Here is a 17,528-nt window from a genome sequence, read left to right on the forward strand (position 1 = left end):
TTGCCCAGAGGATAACAGGCGTGATCAATCCCCAGATTCCCGTGAGACCCGCATATTTTCAGGATCAGTTTGGCCGGAGCAAACGCAAGCTGCGGATTTCTGTGACCGATCGCTGCAATTTTAAATGTGTCTACTGTATGCCTGAACATCCTGAATGGATGAAGAAACATCAGCTGCTGAGTTTTGAGGCCTTGCTGCAGTTTTGCCAGTTGATGGTTGAGCACGGTATTCAGCATATCCGCATTACCGACGGCGAACCGCTGATGCGCCAGGGTGTGGTGCATTTTATCCGGGATTTACAGCCCTTACGCCAATTGGGGCTGGCGCGAATTTCCATGACCACAAATGGCCATTATTTAAGCCGCTATGCGCAGGAATTAAAACAGGCTGGTCTGGATGATTTAAATATCAGCCTGGACAGTTTAGATCCACAGCAGTTTTTTACGCTAACCCAAAAACAGCTACAGCCGGTACTCGACGGGATTCAGGCCGCGCAGCAGGCGCATTTGCCTGTCAAACTAAATAGCGTGCTCATTAAAGGCATTAATGACGACCAGATGGTGCCACTTTTGCAGTGGAGCAAAGCCGAGCAGATTGCGCTGCGTTTTATTGAATTTATGCCGCTGGATGGTGATGGACGCTGGAGCGCCGCGCATGTAGTCACCGAGCAGGAAATTTTGCAGCGCTTAAGCCAGCATTTTCCGGTCGAAGCCATCCACAGCCAAGGCGCGAATCCGGCACGGGAATATCGGGTCGATGGCCATCCGGTGGGGATTATTTCCACCATCAGCCATGCCTTTTGTGGCCAGTGTGACCGGTTGCGTTTAAGCGCCCAGGGTGAACTGTATAACTGTCTGTTTGCCGAACAGCCTGTACCCTTAAAAGCATTGATTGAACAGCTGCAGACTCACATGGCGCCCGCGGCACGTGAGCAGTTACTGCAGCAATTACAAAGCTATATCTGGCAGAAAAAAGCCGGCTTTCATGCCATTCATTCTCAAGCCACAACCACTGCCGGGAGCGCCCGGAAAATCAGCATGTATATGATTGGAGGTTAAGTATGCACGATATCCTGATTCAGATTGAATCCTTTGGCGCTGTAAAACAGGCGCTGCCAGAAACCATTCAGATGCAGTGTCTGCCCGGTACCGCCATTGCGGACTTGTTGCTGCAGTTAAACCACAGTTATCCGGCGGCGGCAGCTCTGGTCGAGCGGTGTGCCTGCGCGATTGGTGAAGATATTGTGCCACGCCAGCAGACTTTGCAGCACAGTACCACGCTGGTGTTGCTGTCACCGGTGGCAGGAGGTTAAACGATGCAACATCTAAAACAGTTTGCCCGGATTCAGGATATGCCACTCAGCCAGTCCAGCTTCGATGAGATTCAGCACTTTCCCGAATGTGGTGGCATTGGCATTTTTGTGGGCACAGTCCGCAATCATCATGAAGGTAAAGCGGTGCAGTCGCTGAAATATACCGCCTATGCACCGGTGGCAGAAAAAATGATCCGGCAGATTGAGCAGGAAATTCAGCAGCAATATGGCGTGTCGTATGTGCGGGTCATCCACCGGATTGGGGATTTAGCCATTGGTGAAACCGCAATTATTGCCATGGCGTATGCGCCGCATCGCCGTGAAGCCTTTCAGGCCTGCGAGGTGGCGGTAGAGCGGGTCAAACATGAAGTCCCGGTCTGGAAAGAAGAATTTTATTGCGATGGCAGCAGCCAGTATGTCGAAGGCTGCTGTATTCGTAAAGATCATCCGCCAGTGGAAGCGAATACGCATACCGAGTGCTGCAATCACCCCCATGCAGGCGAAAACGCCTATCAATGGCCGCTTTAAATTTGATGTTAAGCCTAATTTTTTAAATCAATAATTCCGGAATAAAGTCATGAAAAATGTAGGCATGAAAGCCGAAACCTATCGTACTGCGGTGGCCAGTGCCATTTTATATGCGCCGCCGCACTGTATCGAGCTGCTGCGTCAGGGCAATACCGAAAAAGGCGATGCGCTGAAAACTGCGCGTATTGCCGGTATTCTGGCAGCCAAACGTACCGATGAGCTGATTCCGCTGTGCCATCCTTTACCCATTTACCGGGCCGATGTGGATTATGAACTGCATGAACAGCATGTCGAGATTATTGCCACGGTAGAAACTATTGGTCCGACCGGTGTCGAGATGGAAGCCTTAACCGCAGCCAGTCTGGCCGGACTGACCTTATACGACATGCTGAAACCGCACTGTGAACCGGAAGATTTGTGTCTGGATCAATGCAAACTGCAGCAGAAAAAAGGCGGTAAATCCCATTTTAGCCGGGTCTTGGCGCAGCCGATGCCGGCTTCGGTGATTGTGCTGTCCGATACCGTCGCCGCTGGTAAAAAACCGGATACCGCCGGCCAGAATGTCCTGGAGCTATTGGCAGAGGCCAATTTCCAGCAGGTTCAGTATCAGGTGATTCCGGATAGCCCGGAACAGCTGCTGGCCTTAATTGAACAGCAGAAAAATCAGTATCCGCTGATTTTAACGGTTGGCGGCACTGGTCTTGGCCCTAAAGATTTAACCGTAGAAACCCTGGCTCCGCTATTAGAACGGGAAATTCCAGGGCTGATGGAAGCCTCGCGCAGTTTTGGCCAGAAACGCACGCTGTATGCGGCTTTAAGCCGTGGAGTCGCCGGCTATATCGAAAATAGTCTGGTGATGACTTTACCGGGCAGTCGTCAGGGGGCGAAGGAATCCTTGCTGGCGGTATTACCGGCCTTGGTGCATGTCTTTGATGTGCAGAAAAATATTCCACATGCAGGAGGCTATCAATAATGTCAGGTTGTGGTGTAGAAAGCGGGTTGATCAGTCTGGATCAAGCACTAGATAAGATGATTGCGGCAACACCCTGTCTGGAGGTGGAAACCCTGCAACTACAACAGGGCCTGCATCGTTATTTAGCTGAAGATATTTATGCGGGGATTGATCTGCCTTTATTTTCCCAAAGTGCAGTCGATGGTTATGCCCTGTGTAGCGATGGAGAGATAGCGCCAGGCGCGCAGTTCCAGCTGGTCGGTGAAATCCGGGCAGGTCAATCAGCCGATGTGACGCTGCAGCGTGGACAGGCGATGCGTATTTTTACCGGCGCGCCCATTCCTGCCGGTACCACCACGGTGGCACGTCAGGAAATTGTGCAGCGGATGTCGAGCCATCTGGTTCAGCTAGAGACTGCGCTCAAACTGCATGCCGATATCCGGAATGTGGGCGAAGAAATTACCCAAGGTCAGTTACTGGCATCAGCCGGACAATATTTAAATATCGGCGCAATTGCCGCCTTAAGCATGGCCGGTATTGATCAGGTACAGGTCTATCAGCAGCCTAAAGTTGCCGTGCTGATTACCGGCGATGAAGTCGCGCAGTCGGCTGCAGATCTGCAAGCAGGAAAAATTTTTGATGCCAATGCGCCTTTAATTGCATCCTGGTGTCAGGCACGGCATCAACCTGTGCATATTGTGCATGTGGAAGATAATGAAATTGCCTTAATCCGATACTTTCAGCAACTTCAGGAGGAGTATGATGTCATCATCAGCACTGGCGGAATTTCGGTTGGTGATTATGATTTTATCCGTCCGGTGGCTTTAAATGTAGGCTTTGAGCAGGTGTTCTGGAAAGTGAAACAGAAGCCGGGGAAACCGGTTTTTTTTGCCAGATACCGAAAATCGGCTAACAAATTTTGTCATTTATTGGCATTGCCGGGCAATCCTGCGGCGGTATATGTTGGAATCTCGATCTATACGCAAACTTTATTAGAAGTATTACAAGGGAAAAGTCAGCCGCCCGCGTGGTGGACAGGGCAAATACAACATGACTTAAAGCCCGATGCGAGAGAAAGGATTTTAAGAATGGCCGCCTGTTTTGAAGATGGGGTGTTGAAACTGCACAGTTTAGCCAAGCAGCAGTCGCATATGCTCAGTAATCTGATGTAAGCCAACTGTCTGGTGCGTGTGCCGGCCCATCAGCCGATTCAAAAAGGCCAATGCTTAAAGGGAATATTCATACAGCATTGAGGGAGTGCGTTTTGAAGACCATCCAACTTGTTTTAATCTGTGTCGCCTTGTGCTTAAGCACATTCAGTCGAGCCAATTCCGTTCAGGTGTATGCAGCTGCAAGTCTGGGCCCGGCATTGACGGATGTGATTCGGCATTATCAGCTGCAACATCCTGAAGCCAAGATTGTACCGGTTTTTGGCACTTCATCGACCCTGGCCAAACATATTGTCCGCGGTGCAAAAGTCGATCTTTATTTCCCCGCCGATCAGGACTGGATGACCTATCTGGTGAAACGCAACAAGGTCAAAGCCAGTCAGGTCAAACCAATTATTTATAACCAGCTGGTGGCAATTGCCCTGAAAGATGCGCGGATTCCGTTTCGGGCGCATCCTACCTTTAATTTTCCTCAGGCCTTTACGGGCCGGCTGTGTACCGGACAGGTCGATTCGGTGGCGGTTGGAAAATATGCCAAACATAGTCTGACCAAGCTGGGCTGGTATAAACGGCTGGAAAAACGCATTATTGGCGCGTCGGATGCCCGGGCTGCTTTGGCCTTTGTCGAGCGCGGTGCCTGTCAGGTCGGCATTGTTTATCGCAGCGATGCCGTCAGTAGCGATAAAGTAAAAGTGCTGGGTGCGTTTCCGGTGCAGACCCATCCGGACATTGTCTATACCGCGGCTTTAACCAAACAGGGTGAAAAGAATCGTCAGGCGGTCAAGTTCCGGCGCTATCTGGGTAGCGCCGCGGCTCACAAGATTTTTGTTCAACATGGTTTTCGCCCCTAGGTTGCTGCTTTGATGCTCAGTCCCGAAGAACTAAGTGCCTTGTATCTGTCTGCCAAAGTGGCCAGCGTCGCGACCTTGTTTTGCCTGCCATTTGCAATTTGTCTGGGCTGGATGCTGGCACGTTATGAATTTCGCAGCAAGTTTTTGCTTGAAGCCATGTTACAACTGCCGATGGTCTTACCGCCGGTAGTGTTGGGCTATGCATTGCTGGTGCTGTTTAGCCCGCAAGGCTGGATTGGACAGGTGCTGGCGTACTTGGGTATTGAGCTGGCATTTAACTGGAAAGGTGCAGTACTGGCCGCCATGCTGGTGGCGTTTCCCTTGCTGGTTCAACCGATTCGTTTGTCTTTTCAAATGTTAAATCCACAGCTGGAACAGGTGGCAGCCTCACTTGGGGCTGCGCCGCTGAAAGTCTTTTTCAGTATTAGCTTACCGCTGGTGCTGCCCGGGATTCTTATGGGCAGTATTCTGGGCTTTAGCCGCAGTCTGGGTGAATTTGGCGCCACCATTACCTTTGTTGGCAATATCCCGGATGAAACCCGCACCATTCCCATCGCTATTTATACACTCATTCAACAGCCTGATGGCGAAGCCGCTGCCATACGCCTGGTGCTATTGTCTACCGGCTTGGCCTTTGCCGCCTTGTTGGCCAATTATTTTATTTTGCACAGATATCAACGTAAATTGGGGCAAAGCTGATGCTGGATTGTCAGATCGATTATCAGAATGCGCAGTTCAAATTACAGCTGCAGCTGGCCTGTGCAGAGCAGATTGTTGGCATTCTGGGGCCCTCCGGTTCTGGTAAAACCAGCTTTTTGCATCTGCTGGCTGGACTGTTACGGCCGCAACAGGGCCGGATTGTGCTGAATCACCGTTTATTGCTCGATACCCAGCAGCAGGTATTTGTGCCTGTGCATCAACGTAAAATTGCCCTGATTTTTCAGAAAGCCCTGTTATTTCCGCATTTGAATGTTGAGCAGAATTTAAGATATGCAGAAGGTTTACAGCCGCTGGCACAGCGTAAATTTGAGTTTGAGCAGATTGTTGAGCTGTTAGAACTGTCCAGGCTGATTCGACGCAAAGCGCATCAATTATCCGGTGGGGAAGCGCAGCGCGTTTCGATTGGCCGGGCTTTATTGTCTGCACCGCAGTTATTGCTGCTGGATGAACCCTTAAGCGGACTGGATCAGCAGTTAAAACAGCAGATACTGCCATTTTTAAAATGCATTCAGCGCGAACTGCAGCTGGGCATGATTTATGTGACCCATCATCCGGAAGAATTGAGGGAACTTCAGGCCACGGTATATCAGGTGCAAAAAGTGCAGGGTATCAGCCGTTTGCAACGGGACAATGTAGTACCTTTGATTCAGCCCGTTTTTTAAAGCTGGGCAATCTGCTGTTGTAGCTGCTCCATCTGCTCGGTTAACTGTTTCATCATGATTTGCGCAATCCGGGAAAGTTGCCGTTTCGGTGCCACACACAGGGCCAGCGTCAGTGGATATAAACCTTTGTCCTGAACCGGTTTAAAGATGGCTGTTTGATGCTCCAGGAGCGGCAGAGCATCTAAATAACTCATTAGCCCCAGCCCCAAATTCTGCTTTAACAATGACATTAACATGCGAATGTCATTACATTCGATGCGGCTACGCGGACTAAACTGATGGTGCTTATACAGCGCGCTGACATATTCATGAATAATCAGCGGTGGTGCTGGCATTAAATGGGCATAAGGCAAGGTATCGGAAAAATACAGCGGTGTTTGTTCTGCCAGAGGATGCTCAACGGGAATCACAAAACCCAGCGGAATTTCCACAAAAGCCACCACTTCTAAATGCGGATGCGCTTGCGGATTCAGCAGCAGACCAAAATCCAGCTCCGCGGCCTGAATCATCTGCGCGACTTTTTCACTGTCCAGCACATGCACGTGAAAATCAATCCAGGGATAATGCTGGCTCATGTGTTGCATCGACTGCAGCACAAAACTTTCGCTGAGCGCTGAAATTAAGCCAAATTCAATGCTGCCACGATGCAGGCCCTGAATTTCATCAAAACGGATGCGGGTCTGCTGAAATTCCTTTTGCCATTTTAACAGATCGGCATACAGTAACTCTCCGGCCAAAGTCAGCCGTAGCCCATGATTCAGACGTTCAAATAGTGCAATCCTAAGTTCCTGCTCGGCCAGTACAATTTGTCGATGCACGGCAGATACCGAAATAAACAGCTGTTCGGCTGCCTTACGCAAGCTGCCGGTTTGCGCCACCGCAATAAAATATTCTGAAAAACGCGAAAATGGGGTATTCACCATTTAAGACCTGGCCAGCGTGATATCGACAGGTTTTAAAAGAGCAAGATCTGCGCCAGTTCAGGCCAATTTTGACTAAAGTGTTCGAATATTTAGAACAGATCATCAAAAACATTCTAATAGACAGAAAAAGCAGAAGCTCTTAATTTAAAACAGGAAATTAACAATAAACGACATGAGAAAACCGGCTGATTTCCGTTTTTTCTTGCACCTGTATAGCTTAAAAGTGAGCCAGCCTATGAATGCGATTCCTGTAATCAAACTGTTTGCCCAACCCCATGACAGCCGCTTTGATGCCAGTGACTGGCATATTCTGGCGCAGCATTGGTATCCGGTGGCGCGAATTCAGGATGTCAGCAGCCAGCCGCAACAGGTGACTTTACTGGATGTGAAAATGGCGCTGTACCGGACAGAAAGTGGTGACATCCAGCTGGTGCGGGATATTTGCCCACATCGCGGTGTGCCTTTAAGCAAAGGCTGGGTAGAGGGCGAGGAAATTGTCTGTCCTTATCATGGGCTGCACTATAACCGTGCCGGCAAATGCACCAAAATTCCGGCCCAGCCCGACCTGACCCAGATTTCGGAGCGTTTTAGCCTGACCACGTTTCCGGTGGTGCTGAAATATGGTCTGGTCTGGACCAGCCTGTTCGGGCGCGATGAACAGGCAGCCAATTTTCCGGTGCTGGATACTTGGGAAGATGCTGAGCATCAATCCATTTTACCACCCAGTGTGGATATTGCCGGTTCTAGCGGCCGTCAGTTAGAAGGTTTTATTGATGTTGCACATTTTGCCTGGGTGCATCATCAGGCCTTTGCTGATCGGGACAATCCGGTGGTACCGATATATCATACCGAACGCACTGACTATGGCCTGAAAAGTATCTATATTTCCAATGTCAGCAATTATCCGCATGGTATGCAGCATTTAGCACCCGAAGGCTTTTTATGGACGCGTGAATTTGATGTTTATCCACCTTTTGCAGCGACCTTGACCATTTATTTTCCGAATGATGGCATCTTAAAAATCTTAAATGCCTGTTGTCCGGTATCGGCCCATCAGACCCGGTTATTTGTGCCTTTAACCCGGAATTTTGATACCACCGGCGACCTGCAAGCAGTTTACGATTTTAATGCGCAGATTTTTGCCGAAGATCAGGACATGGTAGAAAGCCAGAAACCGGAAGAACTGCCGCTGGATTTAAGCATGGAAGCCCATTTTGAAGCAGATCGCGCATCGGCCTTATACCGCCGGATTCTGGCCGAATGGGGCCTAAGTAAACGCTATATCGTGTAGCAAATCTCATTGAATTGAAAGCGAGGAATTGAAAGCGAGCTTAAGCAGGATGACTGGCCTGATTGGATTTAAAGGCTTTATCCAGCACATGCCGGTGAATAAAACGCAGTTTGTCTTTTACCGGCTCGGTCAGTTTAAACGGATAGGCATCATCCAGCCCGATACTACGATTCAGCGCATTCAGATTAAAGGTCAGGGCAATCCAGTTTTCTAAAATGTGTTCAATATCCTTGCCGCCAATCGGGCATTCGGTAAAGTACAGATTGGACAGGGTACGGCCGTTACCTTGCACCCGGATTCCGGCAAAATAGGCGGTTTCCAAAGTATCCATCATGTGCAGATAATGCGCCCAGGTTTCAGCCCAGTCTTCCCAGGGATGGGTGGTGGCATAGGTGCTGATATAGCTGTCTTGCCAGTCGGAGGGCGGGCCTTGTTCATAATGGCGTTTGAGTGCCATGCCATAATCCTGACGTTCATCACCAAAATAGTAGCGGAATTCATCGACCAGTTCCGGATGGCGGTTTTGCATCACATCAAAATAATAATGGCCGCTTTCATGGCGAAAATGGCCAAGCAGGGTGCGGTAGTTTTCTCCCATGGTTACGCGCGTGGTTTCCCGGTACACCACATCGGCTTCAATGGCATTGAGGGTAATCAGACCATTGGCGTGGCCGGTCAGCACCGGTTGGCCTTCCATGGGCATTAAAAATTCATAGCGCAGGCCATAGCGGTCATCTTCAGAACGTTTTGGCCGCGGCATAATATTCATGCGCTGCGCCAGATATAAAAACCGCCGTTTAGCCTGTTCCAGATAACGCCAGTACTGGATATTTTCCGGTTCATCTAAATTGGGGATGGTGTGGGTAAGCTGGCAGGATTCGCAATAGATATTTTCATCATCGACGGGAATCATCCAGTTGCAGACCTGATAGTGGCTATAATTAAAACAGGGCTTAAATTTCTGATTACGATAGCTCTCATTCAGGCTGACCCATTCATTTTCGCTATCCTTACGAAAGGTGCTCATATCTTTTTCGGAGGCAACAAAGCCAATGGGTGCCTTGCAATATTCACAAAATGAGGCACCAAAAAAAATCTGCTGATGGCATACCGCACATTCAAAATACTTCATTCTTGATCCTCAGCCTGCAGGATACGTCCATTTATCTAAACATAGATTGAGTCAGGAGGGTATTTGAAACCCGCTATAAAATTGTAGCAGATTTACAAAGTTGCCTGATGCGATCAGTCGCTTAGCCTCATTTTGAGTCGAAAAACCATGTGGATGCAAACGGCAAGCATGTGCCTTGCAGTCATTGCATTCCGGATTAAAAGGAACATAAAAGCTGCAAATAGACAGAATTGGAGATTTATTCAGCAAAGCCACGGTAAATGAATGAAAAATGGTCGAATATGCGCCATGAAAGGAGTAGATTAAACCTTATTCCCGATCATATTTTTCATACTCGCATGGCCAGTACCTGGATTCTTTTTACCCTGATGGCTGCATTTATGCAGGCCTGGCGCAATGCCTTTCAAAAACAGCTCAGCATGACGGTCGATGTTTATGGCGTCACGCTGGCACGCTTTATTTTTGCCTTGCCGTTTGCGGTCGGTTATTTGAGTTTTTTATATCTGCAGCAGCCTGCCGCAACGTCGGTTCGCTTTAGCGGGAAATTCTGGCTGTATATTGCTGTGGCGGCTTTTTGCCAGATTCTGGCCACCATTCTCATGGTGCAGCTGTTCAAGCAGAAAAACTATGCCATTGGGGTCGGACTGGCCAAAAGCGAGGCGATTCTGGCGGCTCTAATTGGCGTGGCACTACTGGGCGAATATTTAAGTCTGCTGGGCTGGGTTGGCGTTGTATTAGGCGGCGTGGCGGTCTTTTTACTCAGTAAAGGGCCGGCCAATACCAAGCTTTCTGTCAGCACGTTGGCGATTGGGGTGGGCAGTGGTCTCAGTTTTGCCATTACCTCACTGCTGGTGCGTGAAGCGAGTCTGGAACTGGAGAATTTACCCTTTTTACATCGTGCCGGCTGGGTATTATGTTTTGTGATCGGGCTGCAATGTATCAGCATGTTGTTGTATTTGGGGCTGTTTAGCCGGCATACCTTACAGGCCATGTGGCAGCGGCTGGGACTGACCTTTAAGGTGAGTATTTGCAGTTTTTTGGCCTCCCTTGGCTGGTTTAGTGCCATGAGTATGCAGACTGTGGCCTTGGTCAAAACTTTGGGACAGATTGAAATTCTATTTAGCTTGCTGATTTCTGCCTTTTTCTTTAAGGAAAAACTGGCCCGAACCGATCATCTGGGCTTGGTACTGGTGGTGATTGCCGCGATGCTGGTGATCTGGGCTTAAAGTTGAAGTAGATGGGCAGGGCATCTCAGTAGAATCATCAATCTTTTTAAAAATTGCCTAAAAACAAAAAAAGATAATCCGGAGATTATCTTTTTTTAAATGCTTTCAACCGAGCTGGGTTTAGCGTTGAATAAACGCCTGCACCGCCTGATTAAAGGCTTCTGGCTGTTCAATATTGGAAATATGCGAAGCATTAATTTCAAACAGTTCAGCATTGGCAATGCGTTGTTGCATAAATTCACCATCGGCTACAGTTGTTACCGGGTCTTGCTGACCAGCAACAATGAATACCGGTACCTGAATGTCTTTTAACTGTTCACGTACATCCGCTTTAGCCAAAGCTTCGCAGCAGCTTGCATAACCCTCAGGGCTGCCAGCTCCCAGGTCGTTTGAAAGAGTCGTTACAGTTGCTGCGTTACTTTGGATAAAGGGTTCGGTAAACCAACGACCGGCCGCCGTTGATGCAATAGGGGTCAAACCTTGTTCACGGACCAGCGCGGCACGATCTTGCCAAGCCTGTTCCTGACCAATTTTAGCGGCCGTATTACAGACCACAACATGGCTAAAACGTTCAGGCTTGTTAATTGCCAGCCACTGACCGGTCAAACCACCCATCGAAATACCACAGAAGGCTGCTTTTTCAATATTTAAATGATCGAGCAGATTCACCACGTCTTGGCCGAGCTGGTCAAGCGTATATGGACCTTGTGGAGCAGAAGATGCGCCGTGACCACGGGAGTCATAGCAAATGACAAAAAAGTCCTGCTGGAAGTGGTCAATTTGCGGTTGCCACATTTTAAAGTTGGTACCTAGCGAGTTAGAAAATACCAGCGCAGGTTTTGTCGCATCACCAAAGGTTTGGTAATTAATTTCAGCATCTTGAGATGTAAATGTTGGCATTGAATCCCTCCCGACCTCCCTTTAAAAAAGGGAGGGGAAATTTAATTTGTGATCGTATCTTTAAACGCGTTCAATAATCAAAGCGATGCCTTGACCGACACCAATACACATTGAGCACAGGCCATATTTGCCGCCAGTGGCTTCCAGCTGGTTTAGGGCCGTGGTGACCAGACGCGCACCTGATGCACCGAGTGGATGACCCAGTGAAATGGCGCCGCCATTCGGGTTCACTTTCGCGGCACCATCTTCCAGACCAAGGTCACGGGTACACGCCAGTGCTTGAGCAGCAAAAGCTTCGTTTAGCTCAATCACATCCATCTGCTCTAACGTCAGACCGGTTTGGGCCAACAGTTTTTTAATGGCTGGCGCTGGACCAAAGCCCATAATGCGTGGTTCCACACCCACCACAGTTGCACCAATAATTTTGGCACGTGGTTTTAAACCGTATTCCGCTACAGCTTCATCAGAGGCAATTAATAATGCTGCTGCACCATCGTTAATACCTGAGGCATTACCGGCAGTCACAGTACCATCGGCTTTGACCACAGGTTTTAGCTTGGCCAAACCTTCTAACGTGGTTGATGCACGTGGATGCTCATCGGTATCGACCACAACTGGTTCGCCTTTACGCTGTGGAATCACTACAGGTACGATTTCATTTTTAAAGAAACCTTTGGCTTGAGCAGCAGCAGTACGTTGCTGGCTTTCAAACGCAAACTTGTCCTGATCTTCACGGTTAATGTTGAACTGTTCTGCCACGTTTTCAGCAGTTTGAGGCATGGTTTCAACACCATACATTTCTTTCAGTTTCGGGTTAATGAAGCGCCAGCCCATGGTGGTGTCTTCAATTTTCTGGCTACGGCCATAGGCAGATTCAGATTTACCCATCACAAATGGCGCACGTGACATGCTTTCTACGCCACCCGCCACAATCAGATGTGCTTCACCAGCTTTAATGGTACGCGCTGCCATGGCAACCGCATCCAGTGATGAACCGCATAAACGGTTTAAGGTTGTTGCAGGCACCTGATGCGGCACACCCGCCAATAGCGCAGACATACGGCCGACGTTACGGTTGTCTTCACCGGCCTGGTTGGCACAGCCGTAAATCACGTCATCTACTTTTTCCCAGTTAACACTTGGGTTACGCTCCATCAGCGCCTGAATGGGAATGGCACCCAGGTCATCTGCACGTACAGGAGCAAGTCCACCTGCATAGCGACCGAATGGGGTACGAATAGCATCGATGATATATGCGTTTTTCATTTTTTCTGTTTCCTAAATTCTTTTTAATCCCCCTAAATCCTCCTTTAGAAAAGGCGGACTTTTCCTCCCTTGCTTGCGCTGAGTTTTTAAAGCCGTGCTTTTAAAACTCGCTCAGGGAGGTTGGGAGGGATTACTTAACCCTGTGTCGCATCAATCAGCTTCGCACCGGTCAAGGATTGCAGCTCTTCAAATGACAGACCGTCAACTTTCTCAATCACTTTCATGCCTTCGGCAGTCACGTCAATCACGCACAGGTCAGTGTAAATACGGTCTACACATTTCAGGCCAGTCGCCGGATAACTCAGCTCTGCTACAATTTTCGGCTCGCCTTTTTTGGTGACGTGATCGGTGGTGATAAAGACTTTTTTGGCACCGACTGCAAGGTCCATTGCTCCACCCACCGCAGGAATCGCATCTGGGGCACCGGTATGCCAGTTGGCCAAGTCACCATTTTCTGCAATCTGGAACGCGCCGAGTACAGCGATGTCCAAGTGACCGCCACGCATCATCGCGAAAGAATCCCCATGATGGAAGAAACAGCCGCCGGTTAGCATGGTCACATATTCTTTACCGGCATTGATCAGTTCCGGATCTTCTTCACCTGGCGCAGGTTTTGGACCAAAGGCCAATAAACCGTTTTCAGAATGCAGGAATACATCTTTATCTGCAGGCAGGTAGTTTGAAATTTTGGTTGGCAGGCCAATCCCGAGGTTGACATAGGCACCATCTGGAATGTCTTGGGCAACGCGTTCAGCAATCTGGTCACGTGTTAATTTGGTATAGCTCATCGTGTTCTCCTTCACGTATTTATGCTGATTGTTCAGGCTGTTTGGCAGCAACTGACACCACATGCTGTACAAAAATACCCGGAGTGATGATGTGCTCAGGATCAAGCTCACCCAGTTCAACCACTTCTGCGACCTGTGCAATGGTGACATCTGCCGCCATGGCCATAATCGGGCCAAAGTTACGAGCAGATTTACGGTACACCAGGTTGCCCCAACGGTCGCCTTTGTAGGCTTTAATTAAAGCAAAATCGGCTTTAATCGGGTTTTCCAGAACGAATTCTTTGCCTTCGTAATTTAAGGTCGGTTTACCTTCAGCCAGTAAAGTACCAAAGCCAGTTGGGGTGTAGATTGGGCCTAAACCCATACCTGCAGCCTGAATACGGCAAGCCAGGTTACCTTGCGGCACCAGTTCCAGCTCGATTTTGCCAGCACGATACAGTTCATCAAAAATATAAGAGTCAGACTGACGAGGGAACGAGCAGATGATTTTACGTACAGCGCCTGCTTTGAGTAATTTGGCCAAACCGTAGTCGCCATTACCGGCATTGTTATTGACGATGACCAAATCCTTGATGCCCAGTTCAATCAGGCCATCAATCAGTTCAGCAGGCTGACCTGCTGTACCGAAACCACCAATCATGATGGTTGAACCATCTTTAATTTGAGAGAGCACATCTTTTAAAGATGCTGAGCTTTTATCAATCATAGTTGTTTCCTAGCCTGAATGTCCAGTAAAGCAGTCTGGATGGCACATTTGGCAAAACGGTTGCCGTTAATATTCTTTTTCAGGGCGCGTATGGTTTGTGCAAAGTTCAAACCTGCCAATGTTTTTAGTAAAGGTGCGAAGTAAGTATCAATATTGGTTTTTACGCTTTCTGGGCTTTCTTCACCGTAGCCTAATCCACCAATTGTGGTTGCTTCGCCCCAGCCCACAAAACCATCGTCTGTGGAGATCTTTACCAATACCAGGGTTTGCGTCTGCATTGTCGCCACCGCCATTTTGTGTGGACGAATGGTAGGAATCTCGACAAGCATGGTTTCAATGGATTTATACATCACTTTACTCTTCGCAATCTTGCGTTGTGTATCTGATGTGATATACCTTAAAAGAATAGAAACGCACTGTCGAAGATCATTTTGGCATTTTATTATATTCTAAAGGTATGGAAAGGGTATGGAACTTAGACATCTCAGATACTTTGTTGCTGTGGTAGAAGAACAGAGTTTTACCAAAGCAGCTGAAAAACTGTTTATTGCGCAACCACCTTTAAGCCGTCAGATCCAAAATCTGGAAAGTGAGCTTGGAATTCAGCTATTTGAGCGCGGTAGCCGCCCATTACAGACCACTCCGGCAGGCCAATTTTTCTATCAGCATGCCGTAAAACTTTTGTCTAATGCGGAAGAGATCAAAACCATGACCAAGCGGGTGGGAATGGTCGAGAAAACCGTGACCATTGGTTTTGTGGGCTCTTTACTTTATGGTTTACTCCCCAGAATAGTCTATTTATTCCGCCAACAACATCCTAATTTAAAGATAGAACTGGTTGAAATGACCACCACCAACCAGATTCAGGCCTTAAAGGAAGGTCGTATAGATGTCGGATTTGGTCGTTTACGCATTTCCGATCCGGCCATTCGACGTATTTTATTACGTGAAGAACCGCTCATGGTGGCGGTGCATGACAGTCATATATTTGCAACAAAGCGGCAGGGTATATACCTTTCAGATATTGTCGAAGAAAATATTTTTCTCTATCCAAACCATCCCAAACCTAATTTTTCGACCCAGGTGCGCGGCCTGTTTTCCGAATACAGTCTGGAGCCACGCAGTTTAAAAGAAGTGCGTGAAATTCAGCTGGCTTTGGGGCTGGTGGCTGCTGGTGAAGGCATGTGCATAGTCCCGGAAAGCGCGCGTACCATTCAGTTGCCGCATTTGAACTATATTCCTTTACTCGATGATGCTGCTAAAAGCCCGATTTTCCTGGCGATTCGCAGTATGGATGAAAGCGAAGATATCCGCTCGCTGTTTGACAGTATTTATCAGGTCTATGATCTGGAAGCGATTAAATATGATCGTACTGTAATTTAAGGGCGTTGAAGTTTAGCTCTTTCCATCCTTTATATAGATAAAGTTGCAACAGGTCTGAACGGCGCGCTTTTGTTCAGACCTTTTTTTATGTTTCACAGCTTAAAAATAAACTTTAATTTATATTTCTTATATGAAGATAGATTGTTTAAAACATAAACAATTGTTTATAAAACTAATTTTTCCGCCTAACTTTTTAGGTATGAATATATATGCAATCGGTTTTGGACAAAAATAACGCATTGGGTCATTGTTTACAAAAATTTGGACGGTTTCACAAGCAGGAGGCTTATCGTGAATACAACAGATTCAGTAAACATCAATACGGTGGTTGATAACGCGAAATTTACGCCATTTCACTGGGGCGTACTTTTATGGTGTTTATTAATTATTATCTTCGACGGCTATGACCTGGTTATTTACGGGGTGGCTTTACCACTATTGATGCAGGAATGGTCACTTGGTGCGGTAGAGGCAGGGCTATTGGCCAGTACCGCGCTGTTCGGGATGATGTTCGGTGCCATGAGTTTCGGAACGCTCTCCGATAAACTGGGCCGGAAAAAGACCATTATGATCTGTGTGGCCATTTTCAGTGGCTTTACCTTCCTCGGTGCTTTTGCCAGTAACCCGATTGAGTTTGGTATTTTACGTTTCCTTGCCGGTTTAGGCATTGGTGGTGTGATGCCAAACGTGGTGGCACTGATGACCGAATACGCACCAAAACGGATTCGGAGTACTCTGGTTGCCGTGATGTTCAGTGGCTATGCCATTGGCGGGATGACCTCTGCCTTGTTAGGTGCATGGCTGGTGGCAGATTATGGCTGGAAAATCATGTTCTACCTAGCAGGTACACCATTATTGCTGTTACCGCTGCTGTGGAAATTCTTGCCAGAATCCCTGATGTTCCTCACCAAAAAAGGTGAAACAGAACAGGTCCGCACCTTTGTACAGAAAATTGCTCCAGAACAGAATATTGCGCCAAATACCCAGTTTGTGCTGAATGAAGTGATGGCCGGTGATGAAGCCCCATTACGTGCACTGTTCCAGCAAGGTCGTACCTTCAGTACCTTAATGTTCTGGGTTGCGTTCTTCATGTGTCTGTTAATGGTCTATGCATTGGGCAGCTGGTTACCAAAACTGATGATTCAGGCCGGTTATTCACTCGGTGCAAGTATGCTGTTCCTGTTCGCGCTGAATATTGGCGGTATGGTCGGTGCAATTGGTGGCGGTGCCTTGTCAGATCGTTTCCATCTGAAACCGGTATTGACCATTATGTTCACCGTGGGGGCAATTGCGCTAATCCTGCTTGGCTTTAACAGTCCACAGCCAGTGCTGTATACCTTAATTGCCATTGCCGGTGCAGCTACCATTGGATCACAAATTTTACTATATACTTTCGTCGCACAGTTTTACCCGACTACAGTACGTTCAACCGGTATGGGTTGGGCCTCGGGAATTGGCCGGATCGGCGCGATTGTCGGGCCTGTGCTGACTGGTGCACTGCTGACTTTAAACCTGCCACACCAAATGAATTTCATGATGATTGCCATCCCTGGTCTAATTGCAGCCGTAGCGATCTTTATGGTAAATCTGAAAGTCTCGGTAGATGGTGCCAAAGCCAAGCAGGAAAGCTTCGCCAACAGCAATGTCAAAGCAGTCAAAAGCTCTGCACATTAATCTCTGAGCAAACCGCTAGCTTGAGTTCTTCAGGCTAGCCAAACT

At 48.1% G+C, this 17,528-nt stretch carries 17 protein-coding genes and 2 pseudogenes; 12 read left to right on the plus strand and 7 right to left on the minus strand.

The genetic code is table 11. The features are described 5' to 3' along the window. Positions 1–23 precede the first annotated feature (23 nt). The 8 genes and pseudogenes from moaA to FTT63_RS05130 all read left to right on the plus strand — a co-directional run bounded on the left by moaA (position 24) and on the right by FTT63_RS05130 (position 6,194). A complete protein-coding gene (gene moaA / locus FTT63_RS05095) occupies positions 24–1,058 on the plus strand; it encodes a GTP 3',8-cyclase MoaA (RefSeq protein ID WP_373685669.1) in 1,035 nt (344 codons plus the stop codon). A 2-nt stretch (positions 1,059–1,060) separates the two neighbouring features. Further along, complete coding sequence (locus tag FTT63_RS05100; RefSeq protein ID WP_180192047.1) at positions 1,061–1,312, plus strand: MoaD/ThiS family protein; 252 nt, start codon at positions 1,061–1,063, stop codon at positions 1,310–1,312. Between the two features lie 3 nt (positions 1,313–1,315). After that, positions 1,316–1,840 carry a molybdenum cofactor biosynthesis protein MoaE gene (locus FTT63_RS05105; RefSeq protein WP_160243143.1) on the plus strand — a complete coding sequence of 175 codons (525 nt, stop codon included), beginning with the start codon at positions 1,316–1,318 and terminating at the stop codon, positions 1,838–1,840. Between the two features lie 49 nt (positions 1,841–1,889). Continuing rightward, positions 1,890–2,813: a bifunctional molybdenum cofactor biosynthesis protein MoaC/MoaB gene (gene moaCB, locus FTT63_RS05110; protein WP_180192048.1), complete on the plus strand. Its 924-nt coding sequence runs from the start codon at positions 1,890–1,892 to the stop codon at positions 2,811–2,813. Beyond that, positions 2,813–4,045 (plus strand): annotated as a pseudogene (locus tag FTT63_RS05115) (molybdopterin molybdotransferase MoeA). The gene moaCB and the pseudogene FTT63_RS05115 overlap by 1 nt, the downstream one beginning before the upstream one ends. 11 nt (positions 4,046–4,056) lie before the next feature. Beyond that, entirely contained in the window at positions 4,057–4,812 is a 756-nt protein-coding gene (modA, locus tag FTT63_RS05120; protein ID WP_180192049.1) for a molybdate ABC transporter substrate-binding protein, read from the plus strand. A 12-nt stretch (positions 4,813–4,824) separates the two neighbouring features. After that, positions 4,825–5,511, plus strand: coding sequence for a molybdate ABC transporter permease subunit (gene modB, locus FTT63_RS05125; protein ID WP_180192050.1), 687 nt, complete (start codon positions 4,825–4,827; stop codon positions 5,509–5,511). Beyond that, entirely contained in the window at positions 5,511–6,194 is a 684-nt protein-coding gene (locus tag FTT63_RS05130; RefSeq protein WP_180192051.1) for an ATP-binding cassette domain-containing protein, read from the plus strand. Before modB ends, FTT63_RS05130 begins: the two co-directional genes overlap by 1 nt. On the opposite strand, the gene FTT63_RS05135 is transcribed toward FTT63_RS05130, so the two are convergent. Further along, positions 6,191–7,114: a LysR family transcriptional regulator gene (locus FTT63_RS05135; protein ID WP_180192052.1), complete on the minus strand. Its 924-nt coding sequence runs from the start codon at positions 7,112–7,114 to the stop codon at positions 6,191–6,193. The genes FTT63_RS05130 and FTT63_RS05135 overlap by 4 nt on opposite strands. A 238-nt stretch (positions 7,115–7,352) precedes the next feature. On the opposite strand from FTT63_RS05135, the gene FTT63_RS05140 reads away from it, so the two are divergent. Further along, positions 7,353–8,408, plus strand: a complete 1,056-nt coding sequence (locus FTT63_RS05140) for an aromatic ring-hydroxylating dioxygenase subunit alpha (RefSeq protein ID WP_180192053.1) — start codon at positions 7,353–7,355, stop codon at positions 8,406–8,408. A 40-nt stretch (positions 8,409–8,448) separates the two neighbouring features. On the opposite strand, the gene FTT63_RS05145 is transcribed toward FTT63_RS05140, so the two are convergent. After that, a complete protein-coding gene (locus FTT63_RS05145) occupies positions 8,449–9,540 on the minus strand; it encodes a putative zinc-binding metallopeptidase (protein WP_180192054.1) in 1,092 nt (363 codons plus the stop codon). 338 nt (positions 9,541–9,878) lie between these two features. Between FTT63_RS05145 and FTT63_RS05150 the strand changes: the two genes are divergently transcribed. Then, on the plus strand, positions 9,879–10,766 hold the full coding sequence (locus tag FTT63_RS05150) for a DMT family transporter (protein ID WP_180192055.1): 888 nt from the start codon (positions 9,879–9,881) through the stop codon (positions 10,764–10,766). A 120-nt stretch (positions 10,767–10,886) separates the two neighbouring features. Here the strand turns inward: FTT63_RS05150 and pcaD are convergent, their stop codons facing one another. The 5 genes and pseudogenes from pcaD to FTT63_RS05175 form a co-directional block, all read right to left on the minus strand. Continuing rightward, on the minus strand, positions 10,887–11,666 hold the full coding sequence (pcaD, locus tag FTT63_RS05155; RefSeq protein WP_180192056.1) for a 3-oxoadipate enol-lactonase: 780 nt from the start codon (positions 11,664–11,666) through the stop codon (positions 10,887–10,889). 60 nt (positions 11,667–11,726) lie between these two features. After that, positions 11,727–12,932, minus strand: coding sequence for a 3-oxoadipyl-CoA thiolase (pcaF, locus tag FTT63_RS05160; RefSeq protein ID WP_016658114.1), 1,206 nt, complete (start codon positions 12,930–12,932; stop codon positions 11,727–11,729). Positions 12,933–13,066: 134 nt separating this feature from the next. After that, entirely contained in the window at positions 13,067–13,720 is a 654-nt protein-coding gene (locus tag FTT63_RS05165) for a 3-oxoacid CoA-transferase subunit B (RefSeq protein WP_016658115.1), read from the minus strand. 19 nt (positions 13,721–13,739) lie between these two features. Next, on the minus strand, positions 13,740–14,426 hold the full coding sequence (locus FTT63_RS05170) for a 3-oxoacid CoA-transferase subunit A (RefSeq protein WP_016658116.1): 687 nt from the start codon (positions 14,424–14,426) through the stop codon (positions 13,740–13,742). Between the two features lie 5 nt (positions 14,427–14,431). Next, positions 14,432–14,776: pseudogene (locus FTT63_RS05175) on the minus strand (muconate cycloisomerase); the annotation flags it as partial. Between the two features lie 118 nt (positions 14,777–14,894). Between FTT63_RS05175 and FTT63_RS05180 the strand changes: the two are divergent. Then, positions 14,895–15,809: a LysR family transcriptional regulator gene (locus FTT63_RS05180; RefSeq protein ID WP_104473128.1), complete on the plus strand. Its 915-nt coding sequence runs from the start codon at positions 14,895–14,897 to the stop codon at positions 15,807–15,809. A 291-nt stretch (positions 15,810–16,100) separates the two neighbouring features. Next, positions 16,101–17,483, plus strand: a complete 1,383-nt coding sequence (locus tag FTT63_RS05185) for an aromatic acid/H+ symport family MFS transporter (RefSeq protein WP_005178072.1) — start codon at positions 16,101–16,103, stop codon at positions 17,481–17,483. Positions 17,484–17,528: the final 45 nt, after the last annotated feature.

The sequence above is a fragment of the Acinetobacter sp. C15 genome (assembly GCF_013420645.1).
Classification (GTDB): Bacteria; Pseudomonadota; Gammaproteobacteria; order Pseudomonadales; family Moraxellaceae; genus Acinetobacter; species Acinetobacter indicus.

Coding starts and splice junctions, on each gene's coding strand:
- FTT63_RS05100 (WP_180192047.1), top strand. CDS start 1,061: ATGCACGATATCCTGATTCAGATTGAATCCTTTGGCGCTGTAAAACAG.
- FTT63_RS05105 (WP_160243143.1), top strand. CDS start 1,316: ATGCAACATCTAAAACAGTTTGCCCGGATTCAGGATATGCCACTCAGC.
- moaCB (WP_180192048.1), top strand. CDS start 1,890: ATGAAAAATGTAGGCATGAAAGCCGAAACCTATCGTACTGCGGTGGCC.
- modB (WP_180192050.1), top strand. CDS start 4,825: ATGCTCAGTCCCGAAGAACTAAGTGCCTTGTATCTGTCTGCCAAAGTG.
- FTT63_RS05130 (WP_180192051.1), top strand. CDS start 5,511: ATGCTGGATTGTCAGATCGATTATCAGAATGCGCAGTTCAAATTACAG.
- FTT63_RS05140 (WP_180192053.1), top strand. CDS start 7,353: ATGAATGCGATTCCTGTAATCAAACTGTTTGCCCAACCCCATGACAGC.
- FTT63_RS05145 (WP_180192054.1), bottom strand. CDS start 9,540: ATGAAGTATTTTGAATGTGCGGTATGCCATCAGCAGATTTTTTTTGGT.
- FTT63_RS05150 (WP_180192055.1), top strand. CDS start 9,879: ATGGCCAGTACCTGGATTCTTTTTACCCTGATGGCTGCATTTATGCAG.
- pcaD (WP_180192056.1), bottom strand. CDS start 11,666: ATGCCAACATTTACATCTCAAGATGCTGAAATTAATTACCAAACCTTT.
- pcaF (WP_016658114.1), bottom strand. CDS start 12,932: ATGAAAAACGCATATATCATCGATGCTATTCGTACCCCATTCGGTCGC.
- FTT63_RS05165 (WP_016658115.1), bottom strand. CDS start 13,720: ATGAGCTATACCAAATTAACACGTGACCAGATTGCTGAACGCGTTGCC.
- FTT63_RS05170 (WP_016658116.1), bottom strand. CDS start 14,426: ATGATTGATAAAAGCTCAGCATCTTTAAAAGATGTGCTCTCTCAAATT.
- FTT63_RS05180 (WP_104473128.1), top strand. CDS start 14,895: ATGGAACTTAGACATCTCAGATACTTTGTTGCTGTGGTAGAAGAACAG.